Annotated in this window: 12 protein-coding genes; 8 read left to right on the forward strand and 4 right to left on the reverse strand. The window is 43.5% G+C overall.

Going from position 1 to position 14,003, the window contains the following annotated elements; genetic code table 11:
- Window positions 1-17 precede the first annotated feature (17 nt).
- The 4 genes from HYN43_RS04665 to HYN43_RS04680 all read left to right on the forward strand — a co-directional run bounded on the left by HYN43_RS04665 (window position 18) and on the right by HYN43_RS04680 (window position 5,558).
- Complete coding sequence (locus tag HYN43_RS04665) at window positions 18-3,197, forward strand: efflux RND transporter permease subunit (RefSeq protein WP_119408343.1); 3,180 nt, start codon at window positions 18-20, stop codon at window positions 3,195-3,197.
- A gap of 403 nt (window positions 3,198-3,600) precedes the next feature.
- Window positions 3,601-4,143 carry a hypothetical protein gene (locus tag HYN43_RS04670; protein ID WP_162996316.1) on the forward strand — a complete coding sequence of 181 codons (543 nt, stop codon included), beginning with the start codon at window positions 3,601-3,603 and terminating at the stop codon, window positions 4,141-4,143.
- A 177-nt stretch (window positions 4,144-4,320) separates the two neighbouring features.
- Window positions 4,321-4,653 carry a hypothetical protein gene (locus HYN43_RS04675; protein WP_119406542.1) on the forward strand — a complete coding sequence of 111 codons (333 nt, stop codon included), beginning with the start codon at window positions 4,321-4,323 and terminating at the stop codon, window positions 4,651-4,653.
- Window positions 4,650-5,558, forward strand: coding sequence for an IS3 family transposase (locus HYN43_RS04680; protein WP_119408345.1), 909 nt, complete (start codon window positions 4,650-4,652; stop codon window positions 5,556-5,558). The genes HYN43_RS04675 and HYN43_RS04680 overlap by 4 nt, the downstream gene beginning before the upstream one ends.
- A 289-nt stretch (window positions 5,559-5,847) precedes the next feature.
- Here the strand turns inward: HYN43_RS04680 and HYN43_RS04685 are convergent, their stop codons facing one another.
- A complete protein-coding gene (locus HYN43_RS04685; protein ID WP_205589870.1) occupies window positions 5,848-7,041 on the reverse strand; it encodes a pyridoxal phosphate-dependent aminotransferase in 1,194 nt (397 codons plus the stop codon).
- A 92-nt stretch (window positions 7,042-7,133) separates the two neighbouring features.
- On the opposite strand from HYN43_RS04685, the gene HYN43_RS04690 reads away from it, so the two are divergent.
- From HYN43_RS04690 to HYN43_RS04705, 4 genes are read left to right on the forward strand one after another with little or no spacing between them, the layout of a single operon-like run.
- Entirely contained in the window at window positions 7,134-8,108 is a 975-nt protein-coding gene (locus tag HYN43_RS04690; protein WP_119408346.1) for a cation diffusion facilitator family transporter, read from the forward strand.
- On the forward strand, window positions 8,109-8,549 hold the full coding sequence (locus HYN43_RS04695; protein ID WP_119408347.1) for an NUDIX domain-containing protein: 441 nt from the start codon (window positions 8,109-8,111) through the stop codon (window positions 8,547-8,549).
- On the forward strand, window positions 8,546-9,811 hold the full coding sequence (gene bioA / locus HYN43_RS04700) for an adenosylmethionine--8-amino-7-oxononanoate transaminase (protein ID WP_119408348.1): 1,266 nt from the start codon (window positions 8,546-8,548) through the stop codon (window positions 9,809-9,811). Before HYN43_RS04695 ends, bioA begins: the two co-directional genes overlap by 4 nt.
- A gap of 2 nt (window positions 9,812-9,813) precedes the next feature.
- Window positions 9,814-10,419, forward strand: a complete 606-nt coding sequence (locus HYN43_RS04705) for a hypothetical protein (protein ID WP_119408349.1) — start codon at window positions 9,814-9,816, stop codon at window positions 10,417-10,419.
- 234 nt (window positions 10,420-10,653) lie between these two features.
- Here the strand turns inward: HYN43_RS04705 and HYN43_RS04710 are convergent, their stop codons facing one another.
- The 3 genes from HYN43_RS04710 to HYN43_RS04720 all read right to left on the reverse strand — a co-directional run bounded on the left by HYN43_RS04710 (window position 10,654) and on the right by HYN43_RS04720 (window position 13,934).
- Window positions 10,654-11,298 carry a DUF4412 domain-containing protein gene (locus HYN43_RS04710; RefSeq protein WP_119408350.1) on the reverse strand — a complete coding sequence of 215 codons (645 nt, stop codon included), beginning with the start codon at window positions 11,296-11,298 and terminating at the stop codon, window positions 10,654-10,656.
- Between the two features lie 80 nt (window positions 11,299-11,378).
- Window positions 11,379-13,481, reverse strand: a complete 2,103-nt coding sequence (locus HYN43_RS04715) for a ComEC/Rec2 family competence protein (protein ID WP_119408351.1) — start codon at window positions 13,479-13,481, stop codon at window positions 11,379-11,381.
- 117 nt (window positions 13,482-13,598) lie between these two features.
- Window positions 13,599-13,934 (reverse strand): MerR family transcriptional regulator, encoded by a 336-nt coding sequence (locus HYN43_RS04720; RefSeq protein WP_119408352.1) that lies wholly within the window; start codon window positions 13,932-13,934, stop codon window positions 13,599-13,601.
- Window positions 13,935-14,003 lie beyond the last annotated feature (69 nt).

Genomic DNA, 14,003 nt, shown 5'->3' on the forward strand with positions numbered 1-14,003 from the left:
CTTAACAGAAAGAAAGCATGATTGCAGATACCTTTATAAAACGACCGGTTACCGCCATAGTAATATCACTGGTGATATTAATAGTAGGTATCCTGTCAATCACCAGCCTGCCTATAGGCCAGTATCCTGATATTACGCCGCCAACAGTATCTGTTAGCGGTAACTATATAGGTGCCGACGCATTAACCGTTGAGCAAACCGTAGCCACCCCGGTGGAAGTGCAGGTAAACGGTGTGCCCGGCATGACCTACCTGCAAAGTAACAGCAGCAGCAACGGCCAAATGAGCATGACCGTTAACTTTGATGTAGGCACGGATATTAATATTGCTGCGTTGGACGTACAAAACCGCGTAGGTATTGCCCTGCCAACGCTGCCGCAGGAAGTACAGCGTTTAGGTATGGTAGTGCGTAAACGTAACCCCAGTATTTTGATGCTGGTGGCCATGTTTAGCCCCAAAGGCAGCCACGATGTTACTTTTACAGATAACTATACCAACGTATTTATTAAGGACGCCATTTTACGTACCAAAGGTGTGGGCGACGTAGTTACCCGTGCCGATGATTTCAGTATGCGCATCTGGCTTAACCCTGATAAACTTGCTGCATTGGGCATGACTGCCCAGGAAGTTACGGCCGCCCTGCAGGAACAAAACGCGCAGGTAGCTGCCGGTACTGTAGGTGCCACACCGCAGCTAAAAGGACAAACCTTCGAATATTCGGTAATTGTAAAAGGCCGTTTGAGTAAGCCTGAAGAGTTTGGTAACGTGGTGATCAGAACGCAGCCTAACAACGGCGGCGTGGTGCATTTAAAGGACGTTGCCCGGATTGAATTGGGTAAATTTAACTACTCCGGTAATTCGTTTGTGGATGGTAAACGTGCGTCGTATCTGCTGGTTTACCAGGCACCAAACAGTAACTCGCTCGAAACGGCTGATAACGTTTACGCTACCATGAACGAGCTTAAAAAAAGCTTTCCGGCCGATATTGATTATGTAGTTCCGTTTGAGGCGGTGACCGTAGTGAAAGTATCTGTTGAGGAGGTGGTTGAAACACTGGTGATAGCGCTCGGCCTTGTTATCCTTGTAGTGTTTTTATTCCTGCAAAGCTGGCGTACTACGCTAATCCCGGTACTGGCTATCCCGGTATCCATTATCGGTACGTTCATCTTTTTTATCCCGCTCAATTTTACGATAAATACATTAACGCTATTTGGTTTTGTACTGGCTATCGGGATTGTGGTGGATGACGCGATTGTGGTAGTAGAAGCGGTACAGCATTATATGGACGAAGAGGGCATGACACCTAAAGAAGCTACCCAACATGCCATGGCCGATATTTCGGCGCCGGTAATAGCCATCGCTTTGATTTTGGCGGCGGTGTTTGTGCCCGTAGGCTTTGTGCCTGGTATAGTTGGGCGCTTGTATCAGCAGTTTGCAATTACCATCGCTATCTCGGTGTTAATCTCGGCCTTTGTTGCGCTTTCATTAACGCCCGCGCTGTGTACTTTGTTATTGAAGCCGCATAAAATTGATGAAAAATCGACCGGCTTAAACAAGTTCTTCTTCAAATTTAACAACTGGTTTACCCGGGTAACCGGGAGATACCGTAATACTGTTGACAAGAGCATCAAAAACTCGAGGTACATTATCATAATACTGGTGTGTATTATTATCGGTACGATACTGTTATTCAGAAGTAAACCATCAGGCTTTATCCCGTTGGAGGATGACGGTCGTGTTTACATCACTTATGATTTGCCCGAAGCTTCATCAACAGGACGTACAGTTGATGTATTGAATCGGATGATGCACACGCTTGATAGTGTGCCCGAAATTGCGCACTACGCCGCTTTGGGTGGTTTGAACGCCATCAGCTTCGCAAGTAAATCAAACAGTGCTACCATCTTTGTGCAGTTGAAACCATGGGATGAACGTAAAGAGAAATCGCAACAAATAACTGCGCTTGTAGCACGCTTAAACCAGAAACTGGCTAAATACAAAGAGGCCAACGTGGTAGTAATTCAGCCGCCGGCAATTCCGGGTTTGGGTAGCACGGGCGGTTTTTCTTTTATTTTGGAAGAGAAACAGGCGGGCGGAGATATCAAGGTTTTTGAGAAAACATTGCGTACCTTCCTTGGTGCCATTAACCAGCGTAAGGAGATAGCGAGGGCATTCTCGTTCTTCACGGCCAGTACACCTGCTTACCAGCTAACAATTGACAGGGAAAAGGCTAAAAAGCTGGGCGTAGCAATATCTGATGTAAACACTGCACTTCAAACTTATTTGGGTAGTACCTATATTAACGATTTCACTATCTATGGCCGTAACTTTAGGGTGGTGGCCCAGGCCGACACCAGTTACCGTACCAATGTGCAGAATATAGGGCAGTATTTTGTGCGCAACTCATCCGGAGCTATGGTGCCTTTAAGCACGCTTACTTCGTACAAGGTAATTGAAAACTCGCCGTTGATCTCGCATTACAACCTGTTCCGCTCGGCCGAGATTAACGGTAGTACCAAGCCTGGTTACAGTAGCGGTGATGCCATTACGGCCCTCAAAGAAACCGCCGCCCAGGTATTGCCGCAGGGTTATGGCTACGAGTTTTCGGGCTTAAGCCGGGAGGAGTTATTGTCGGGATCAAAAACGGTATACATCTTCGCATTGTCAATCGGCTTCGTATTCCTGTTTCTGGCGGCTTTGTATGAGAGTTGGTCGGTGCCGTTCTCGGTATTGTTATCAGTACCGTTGGGTGCATTTGGAGCGATCCTGTTCCTTACCTTCTGGCCGGATTTGACTAATAATGTTTATGCGCAGATTGGTTTGATTACCCTGATAGGTTTGGCGGCCAAGAACGCCATCCTGATTGTGGAGTTTGCCAAAGAACGTGTGGATGCCGGTATGAACCTTGAAAAAGCTACCCTCGAGGCTGTAAGGCTCCGTTTAAGGCCAATTATCATGACGTCGATGGCCTTTATATTAGGCGTTGTACCGCTTATGATAGCATCAGGCGCCGGTGCCGAAGCACGTAAAACCATTGGCTGGACGGTGTTTGGCGGGATGCTTACTGCTACATCGCTTGCTATATTTATAGTGCCGGTGTTGTTTTACCTGATAACCAAGGGAGCGTACGGTAAAGAAAAGCTTGCCGAGCTTGAAAAAAACTATAAACCCGAAAAAGGTCACGAACCCGAGGTTTAAGCATATTGTTTAAATTTTGTAAAAAGAGAGAGGCCGGTGCTTCTCTCTTTTTGTTTTTAGGCGTTTTGGTACGCAACGATACATCGTTAATGCTCCGTTTTTATAGCGAAAAATTCAGGTTTGTGTACACTTTTGAAGAGTTTGCCAAACAGTTTTTGGAAAATAATGTCGATGGATTTTTGTGGAAATGCCTTTTATAGTGTTACAAAATCTTCAATAAAATCTGCCTGATATTCAATAAATAAACTATTTCAGCAATGTTTTTTTGATGGATGGTAGTTTGCTAATGTACTTTGGCACGGTCAAATTTAAGCTGCACTGGCAAAGTATTTGTTAATATGGGGTTAATACAATGAAAATTTAAAAATTGAAGCATTGTAGAATTTGACTAAAAAACACAACTATGAAAACAATGACTAAAATGATAGCTTCTGCGTTTACAGCTGCGGCTATATTTATCGGAACAAATGTAAAAGCTCAAACTACACCGGCCAATGCACTGCGTTTTGGCATCGGCCTTGAAACAGGTATCCCAACAGGTAACGCCGATTACCGTTCGCATTTTATGCTTGGTGGTACTGCACGTTTACAATATGGAGTAAGCGATAACCTGGCATTGACATTAACCTCGGGTTACTATAATTTTTTCGCGACAGACGTAGTTAAAAATGTTTACAACGGCAGGTCGCTTGGCGAAATTCCTGTAAAAGCAGGTATCAAAGCATTTGTGGGTAGTGGATTTTACCTGGCTGGCGAAGCTGGTGCCGGGTTTGAAGTTCACCCGGTGGTAGAAGGCGCTTCTAAAAACACCAAGCTGATCCTTGCTCCTGGCTTAGGTTATGCAACCAAATCGTGGGACGTAGGTGTGCGTTATGAAAACTTCTCAGGCTCGGGGGATAATTACGGCCTGGTTGGTTTGAGGATAGCTTATGGCTTCGGTTTGTAATGAACCATGATTGTTAGGATTTAGAAATATTTTAATACTAATACAAAAAGGTCGGCTTGCCAATTGCGAGCCGACCTTTTTTTTCTGAACCGGGATTTGGGTGGATTTGTTCGATTAATAGGATTTTTTGTCTGAACTGACTTGTCCTGCTATAGGTTGACACAAAAGTAGTCAGCAATGGATTATACATTAAGAAAAGCGCTTGCCATAGAAGAATATTTGGCGGGCGGCACAACATCAGCTAAATTAGGGCAGAAATACGGATTCGGAAACGCGAGCGTATCAAGATGGGTTGTGGAAGAAAAGAAAAAGAACAATAAAATAGCGCAAAGGGCAGCATCCCTTCAAGTGGCAAAAGAACGGGAGGGCATGCCAGAGGACATCAAGGCCTTACAGGAAGAGTTACGTAAAGCCCAATTGAAGATCCATCTACTGGAAGCAATGATTGATATATCGGATGAGCAGTATGGCACCGATATCAGAAAAAAAGCTGGCCCCAGGCAGTCATGAAAGTAGAACAAAGCCAGGGTTGTAGCTTATCCCTGTTATGTTCACTGTCTGGGTATTCGCGCCAAGCCTATTATAAGCGACGTTTATTGGAAGAGGAGGAACCCATCAAGGAGGAATTGCTGGTTCAGCAGGTTATCGGCTACAGGGATTTACAGCCCCGTATCGGAGGCCGTAAACTATTCTTCCTTTTGGCCCCTTTTATCAAGGCCCATAAATTAAAAATGGGTAGAGATCACTTTTTCAGGATGCTGGGCAAGTATGGCTTGTTGAACAAAAAGCGGCGTGGTAAACCACAAACTACTGATTCCAATCACTGGATGAAGAAATATCCCGACCTGATCAAAAACATGGTCCCTACGCGCTCAGAACAGTTATGGGTAAGTGATATCACTTACCTTGAACTCAGCAGTGAATTTGCTTATCTGAGCCTTGTAACGGATGCCTATAGCCGTAAGATCGTTGGTTTTCATGTTAGCGGGAACCTTACAGCCGAAGGCAGCATATTAGCATTGAAAATGGCTATTGAGGGGCGTCAGAATAAAAAAGAATTGATCCATCACTCAGATCGGGGGACGCAATATTGTTGCCACGATTATATAAAAACACTACAGGAGAACAACATAGATATTAGCATGACCCAAAGCGGGGATCCAAGAGACAATGCGATTGCTGAGCGGGTAAACGGGATCCTGAAAATGGAACTACTAAAGCCATCGTTCATAGATATTGAAGATGCAAGAACTGCTGTGACACAGGCAGTCAATATTTATAATTACTTACGCCCTCATAGCAGCATATCGATGTTAACACCTGCACTGGTACATACCAGAAAGTTTAAACTCAAACGCCTCTGGAGGAACAATTATAAGAGTAAACCTGCAAAAAGGGAGGAGACAGCCGGGTAGTTATCAACAACAAACGCCCGTTTTTAAAAAGAAAAAAAGAAGCAAAAAAAGAAAAACGTGTTAGGATGTGGATAACGCTACGCGTTACCCACATCCTAACACGACAAACAAACAATAATTATCTTTATTTTTATAAAATCACTGTCAACCTTTTTTAGGACAAGTCAAACTCGAATTTATCGAATTAAAGAATTTTCGGAATTTGCTAAGCATCCTATTAATCCCTTAATCCCCCCAAATCCCGGTTCAGAAAAATCCGAAATCGAAAATCCAAATTCCGAAATCCCAATTAGGCTAACTTACCCAACGCAACCTTCAACCTCCTCATAGCCTCAATCAACTTATCCTCAGCGGCAGCATAAGATAAACGGATAGATGAAGGATCACCGAACGAATCGCCACCTACGGTGGCTACGTGGCCTTCTTCAAGCAGGTAAAGGCTCAAGTCGTCCGAATCATTGATCACGCGGCCTTCATAGCTTTTACCGAAGAAAGAGGTAACATTTGGGAAGAAGTAAAACGCGCCATCGGGCAGGTTTACTTTAACACCTTCAATCTCGCTTAATAATTTGTATACAATGTCGCGGCGTTTTTTGAATTGCGCGCGCATCTCCAAAACGCTCTCTAATCCACCCTCGTAGGCGGCAATACCGGCACGTTGGGTAATTGAACAGGTACCTGAAGTTACCTGGCCCTGCATTTTGTCAAATGCTGCAGCAAGCTCTTTGGTGCTGGCTGTGTAACCAATTCTCCAACCGGTCATGGCAAAAGCTTTCGACCAGCCATTGATGATCACTACACGATCTTTAATAGCATCAAACTGCGCGATAGATTCGTGCTTATCAACAAAGTTGATGTGCTCGTAAATCTCATCGCTCAGGATATAAACGTGTGGGTGTTTCTCAAATACTTTGGCCAGGCCTTCCAGTTCGTCTTTAGTGTAAACGCTGCCGGTAGGGTTACATGGCGATGAAAACATGAACAATTTAGTGTTTGGCGTAATAGCGGCCTCTAATTGCTCAGGAGTAATTTTAAAGTTGGTATCAACGGTGGTGTTGATGAAAACGCTTTTGCCTTCGGCCAGTTTAACAACTTCGCTGTATGATACCCAGTACGGTGTAGGGATAATTACTTCCTGTCCCGGATCAACCAAACATAATACCGCATTGGCGATGGCTTGTTTAGCACCTGTTGAAACAACTATGTCGGCAGCGTCATAATCCAAATTATTCTCATTCTTGAGCTTGGCAACTACGGCTTTACGAAGATCAGGGTAGCCTGCTACGGGTGTGTAGTAGGTAAAGTTCTTGTCCATGGCCTGCTTTGCTGCTTCCTTAATATGCTCAGGAGTATGAAAATCAGGCTCACCAAAGCTAAGGCTGATCACGTCGACACCTTTAGCGGCAAGTTCACGGCCCAGTTTGGCCATTTTAATTGTTGCAGATTCGGACAGGTTTTGTATCCGGGTACTTAATGCGCTCATATAAATTGTGTTATCGCGGCAAATATAGAAAATAACTTTACTGCTACTTACGGTTGTTATTTTTTAAATTTGCGGCCTAATAACCCTTTGCTTTGAATCAACAAAAAAGGATCATATTAATTTCGCTTGTTACGGGCATAGTGCTGATGTTAGCGAAATTTGGTGCCTACTTTTTAACAGCCTCCAACTTTGTATTAACCGATGCCGCCGAAAGCATTGTAAACGTAATAGCAAGCTCCTTTGCTTTTTACAGTATCTACCTGTCGTCGCTACCGAGAGATGAGAACCACCCTTATGGCCATGGCAAGGTTGAGTTTTTTTCGGTTTTTATTGAAGGGGCTTTGATAGGTATTGCCGGTTGTATCATCATTGTAAAATCGGCCTACAGCTTTTTTTATCCCAATGTAATTCATGATTTGTTTACCGGTGCCGTTATTATAGGTATTACCGGTGCCATAAACGGAGGCCTGGGTTATTACATGATCCGCAAGGGAAAAGAGCTTCGTTCCATGACGTTGGATGCTGATGGCCGCCATTTACTGGCCGATACGGTAACCAGCGGCGGCCTCGTTGTTGGTTTATTGCTGATTGAGTTTACCCATGTTTTATGGTTGGACAGCGTTCTGTCTATTTTAGTCGGCTTGTATATAGTTTACAGCAGCTACAAATTGGTGCGTAAATCGGTAGGAGGGTTGATGGACGAGGCTGATACGCAGGTTGTTAATGATATTATTCACGTGCTGAGCGAAAAACGTCGCGAATCATGGATTGATGTGCATAACCTTCGCGCACAAAAATACGGTCATGAATTGCACATTGATTGCCACATGACCTTGCCAAGCTATTTTGATCTGAACACGGTACATACCGAAATCTCGTTGGTTGATAAAATGATCAACAAGGATATGGGTATCAAAACCGAATTGTTTATCCACGCCGACCCCTGTTTGCCCGATTGCTGCCACTACTGCAGCATGCCTAATTGCCCTATCCGCACCGAGGCGCAAACAGAAACCATAGCGTGGACAATGGAAAATGTTGTACGTAATAAAAAACACTTTGAATAAATGGAATATTTTAACGTGAGGGTTTACGGCCTGCTGCTGAATGATGACGACGAATTGCTGATAAGCGATGAGCAGGAATATGGCATCCGTTTTACCAAATTCCCCGGCGGTGGCCTGGAATTGGGCGAGGGCCTGATTGACGGCCTTAAACGCGAGTTTATGGAGGAGTGCAATATCGAGATAGAGGTTGTAGGTCATTTTTATACCACCGATTTTGCCGTTAAATCAGCTTTTAATAATTCGCAGATCATCAGCGTGTATTATTTGGTTAGGAGCTTAACTCCTGTTAATTTGAATATCAAAACTGCAGCCTTTGATTTTGACGGCGAAGGGGAAGTGCTACAGGCCTTTAGATGGGTGCCACTCACCGCTTTAAGCGTAACCGACTTTGAATTCCCGACAGATAAACGTGTGGTTGAACTTTTACAAAACGAACTATGAACCTTACCCACCGGGATTTACAGGTAATATGGCACCCCTACACCCAAATGAAAACCGCGCAACCGCCGATAGGCATTGTTAGGGGAGAAGGGGCTTTGCTATTTGACGAAGAAGGTAAACAATACATAGATGCAGTATCATCATGGTGGGTAAATATCCACGGGCATGCGCATCCGTATATCGCCAAAAAAGTATCAGAGCAACTGCACAAACTGGAGCACGTAATCTTCGCGGGTTTTACCCATGAGGGAGCTGTTGAACTGGCCGAGCGCCTGCTGGCCATCCTGCCATCTAACCAGAAAAAAGCGTTCTACTCTGATAACGGCTCTACCGCTATTGAGGTAGCCATAAAAATGTGCCTGCAATACTGGTTGAACAAAGGCGATCAGCGCACAAAAATCATAGCTTTCAATAACGCATACCATGGCGATACTTTCGGTGCGATGGCGGTAAGCGGTCGCAGCGCGTTCACTAAAGCTTTTGATAGTTTACTGTTTGAGGTAGAGTTTATTGATATCCCTACAAAAGAAAATATCGAAAGTCTCAAATCTCAAATCTCAAATCTCAAATCTGAAACAGCTTGTTTTATTTTTGAGCCATTGGTTCAGGGATCGGCGGGGATGATTATGTATGAGGCTGAGTATCTGAATGCATTAATGGCACATTGCCGTAAAGAAGAAGTGTTGTTAATTGCCGATGAGGTATTTACCGGCTTCGGGCGTACAGGCAAGCCTTTCGCTACAAACTATGTAGAGGTGGAAGCTGATATCATGTGCTTCTCTAAAGGGCTTACAGGCGGTACCATGGCCTTGGGTTTAACGACCTGTACCCAACAGATCTACGATGCATTTTTATCCGACGATAAATTGAAAACCCTTTTTCACGGGCATTCGTTTACCGCTAACCCTATCGCTTGCGCATCGGCATTGGCCAGTCTCGATCTGTTTCAACAGCCGGAAACTGCGGAGAATATAGCGAGGATTGTAGCTTCGCATGCTGCTTTTGCCGATAGGATTCGCAATCATCCTAAGGTAAAAACCATCAGGCAAACCGGTACCATCGTAGCCATGGAGTGGGAAACGGGCGATAATACATCGTACTTCAGCTCATTACGGGATAAACTTTACCATTACTTTTTAGCCGCGGGTATTATATTGCGCCCGCTGGGTAACGTTATTTATATTTTACCTCCGTATTGCATTACTAACGAACAACTCAATTATGTTTACAGCAAAATTGAGCAGGCCCTCAACGAAATATAACTATGCTACATACAATACTACCTACTATAATTGCTGATAATCAGCTGCATTCGCGTTGGTTAAACACGCTATCGCTGATGGAGAACACCGGTGCCCGTAAAATATCGGCCAGTGAAGATCCGCTTACAGTTACCTATATTATACTGAAGCACGCTGCCGAAGAGCACCGTCATGCCTTCTACCTAAAAAAACAACTGGAAAAAACAGGCGTAACGCTGCCAACCTACGCAGCCGAATACCTGTTGGCTCCCGGCTCGAGCAAATACTATTTAAACCAGCTTGATGTTGATGTTTGTCGTTACCTTAAAGCAGAACTTGGTTTGAAAGGCGCTGAACTGCGTTTTGCCGCTTACTTGCTGGTTACTTACGCTATCGAGGTACGTGCCGATGAACTTTATCCAATTTACCAGGATGCGCTTGACGAAGCAGGCAGTAAGGTAAATGTAAAATCGATTATTTTAGAAGAGGAAGGGCACCTGGAGGAGATGATTAACCAGTTACAGCAATTTTCTCCCGATTGGGAACTGCATGCACAAAAAGCTGTTGGGTTTGAAACTAAGCTGTTTAATCAGTGGGTTGAACAGTTGGGGAAAGAGATAGCAGCTTAAAAAAAATGCATAAATACCGACAAAAGTTCCACCACGTCATTGCGAGGCACGAAGTAATCACAAACTGTACAGGGCGGACCTGCTAATCGGGGATTGCTTCGTGCCTCGCAATGACGTGGTGGAGTAAGGCTCTGATAATTAGTCGATTGGTATCTTGTAATTACGCGGTTCTCTATCAAACAAAAACGGGTTTCTCATCATTAAGAAACCCGTTTTTATTATTAAAAATTTTAATTACCTGCCACCGCTCATAGCTTTCAGGTCATCCATGGTGATCTTGTCGAAATCGGCAGGGATACCGAAAGTACCGGCCGGGTTTTTTTGCTCGGTGATGCTTTTTACAGTAACCTCGGTAGTTTGGCCTTGCGAAAATGATGTGTACTGGATAGGGAAGCCACCTGCGCTGCGGTAATATTTAGCAATGCCGGTTACAGGTAAAGTAACATCATTAGTTACCCAAACATCGTAGGTTTTGTTGCTTTTAGTATCGGTAGCAACTACTTTTTTGCAGTTAAAGCCCGAAATTACTTTGGTTTCGGTGCCTGGCGCAAACGTTAAGGTAGGCAGGGTAGCCATAGCCTGGTCAACCTCATCAGGAGTTGCGATAGCCGCTTTTTTGATAGATGCAACAGGCACATCAACCATAACTACTAATGATTTACCTTCGGCATCAGTTAAGATTTTAATAGTAGCCGGGCCAGTAGTGAATTGCATAGCTGCCGAATCGGCCCTGAAATAGCTTTTTGCTTCAACCTGTTGTCCCTGCATTGCGGTAGAGATAGTTACAACACCTTCTTTGTAAGCTTTTTGGGCGTTTGCGCTGATAGCTGTTGCGGTAAGGGCAAGGCCTAAGGCAACGTTGAAAATTTTAATGTTCATGTTTTGAGTTTGATTTAATACCAAATTAACTTTTATTAATTAAAAGACAAATTTTAAGGTACGTGGTTTAATATGTTTTGCTAATTAGATGTGGCAATGAACGATTTGTTACGCTTTAAAACCACATAATTAACCTGTTTTGCACCGGCTTCATTAACAATATGTTGTACGGTTCCTGGCGCGTTATCGGCGGCTATAATTATGGTATGATATTCGTAAAATTTATCAATACTATCAAGTAAAATTTTAGGATTTTCGGTGAGGTAGAGGTAGTTAACAGCAGTTTTTTGCGAAGTGGCCGGAAGCGGGGAGTTTTTACCGATGATCAGAACGGTTTGATTGTTAAACCCGATGATGTTGCCCTTTTTATGCAGGTATGGTAAACTGATTTCCTTTTCAGGGCTGTAAATTTTTACAAGGCTCGCCTTGCTGCTATCAAGATAAGGCTGAACGGAATATTTATAGGCCTTATCCGTATCTGCAAGGTTGCTTAATACGACTGCGTCACTTCCGTTTTTAAATACAATGCCGGTATTTTTACGCAGGTTTAAAAAAGCTATAGAATTACTGGTGTAAGCCCGGTACCGCTTCATGCTGATACTTATAGCCAGTAAAAGTGTACAGGCCAGTGTTAACCTAAGCAGCCATCCTTTTTTGCTGTGTAAAAAATAAAATGCACCGATAATGATGACGTATAGCAACAGATATTCGGTAGTGGTAAGCCATATTTTATTAATATCTGCAAAGGGTGCATGCTCTATCCCGTACAAAACATAATTCATGACGAGGATAGTTTTCTCGAGTACAAAACTTAAGGCTGAAGACAGAAACGGTATTTGCGGCAATACCATGTAAGCGAGTCCGCTGCCCATAATAATTTCGGTAGGAATGATAATAAACAGGTTGCTAAACAAAAAGTAAACCGGGAACTGGTGAAAGTAAAAAGCGCTGAGTGGGAAAGTGATCAGTTGCGCCGCGATGGATACGGCACAGTACCGCCACAGTGTGTTTAAAAACCTGCTTTCAAAACTAAGCCATTTATAAACAATTGGATACAAAATAATTAATCCGGCAACGGCAAGATAACTGAGCTGAAACCCGACATCTGTAATGTAAAGGGGATTATACAAGAGTAATGCGAAAGCTGATATAGCCAGGATATTAAGATTGTTTACATAACGGCTATAAGTTTTACCGATAATAACCATACTGATTGTTACTGCGGCCCGGCACACCGCCGGCGAAAAGCCGCTAAGCATGGCATAATACCATATAAAAACTATAATGATACCTGCTTTAATTATCCTGCCGTATTTAAACCTGTTTAAAAACTGCAGTAAGAATGAAAGCAATCCCCAAACCAAAACCACGTGGGCTCCTGATACCGAAAGCACATGAATGGTGCCGGTTTTTGAGTAAGCCTGCAGCACGTCTTCACTAAGCTCGGCTTTGTAACCCAATATCAGTGTAGAGGCCACGGCTATAGCATCAGGGTTATGAAGTTGCAGCCTGAACTTTTCAACCATCTGCCGTCGCAGCTTCAGTGCCTGTGCTATAATTGGGTTGCCTGTATTAATATTTGTTTTGTGATACTGCCCGGGGTATAAAAACTCCTGGTAGTAAATGTTTTGGTGGGCAAGGTATTGCTTGTAATTAAATTCGGCAGGATTAAAAGGCGGATCGATAGGAGTAAAGCGTCCGGGTACCAATAGCTCATCTCCGTAGTTCAGGGCCTGCTTCATACTATCTTTAATAGCTATTAATAAAGTACCGGTGGTTGCACGGCTTTCGCGCCCGCGGTTGGCAGCTAAAACCGTTGCAGTAAATCGTACAATGCCATTTTTTAACTGTGGTTCGTTGTTAATACGCAGCAACAGGCGTTGTGCCGGTTGTTTTGAAAAGTGATGCGCATTGTTCAGTTCATGGTTATTAATAGCAGCTATCCAACCGGCAAGCAGTAATAATACCTGGATGAATATGCCGCCTATCCAGCGTTTTTTATAAATGTAAAATGGTTTGTATAAGAAGTTGAGTAGCAAAAAAACAATCAGCAAGCCCGAAAAGAAGATCGCTAAAACGGATAGGAGAGCCAGTGCAGAAAAATTGATACCCAGCCCTATACCCACCAAAAAGGGGAGCAGCAAAATTACAACCGGGATCTCGCCCTTATGTTTGGCGATCATATCCGGTTAACAAATTTTGTTGAATGAGATAGCATACAAGGCAAAGGTTATCTGCTCCGAAAATAAAGATATATTTTAAACCAGGGATAGCAAAGTTTATGATGGGTGTGCCGTGGCCTACATCTGGTCGCGCACTTCTAACAGAAACTTTTTAAGGTTTTCGAGCGAATCGATAACACGTTGATTGTTCCTCGTGTCACCCATATTATTTTTAAGGTGTTCTTTGGCGCCATTCAGCGTATAGCCCTTATCACGAATGAGGTGGAAAATGATCTTGAAATTTTCAATATCCTCGGGCGTGAAATACCGGTTGCCCTTTTTGTTTTTTTTAGGCTGAAGGATATCAAACTCCTTTTCGTAAAAACGGATAAGCGACTGATTTACATCAAACATGGCCGATACCTCGCCCATGGTGTAGTACATCTTGCTTATTTCACGTTCTTTATAAGGCATAATACAAATGTATTATATTGATTTCGGATTTCGGAATTTCGATTTCGGATTTTTCTGTCTTAAATAGAC

The sequence above is a fragment of the Mucilaginibacter celer genome (assembly GCF_003576455.2).
GTDB classification, from domain to species: Bacteria; Bacteroidota; Bacteroidia; order Sphingobacteriales; family Sphingobacteriaceae; genus Mucilaginibacter; species Mucilaginibacter celer.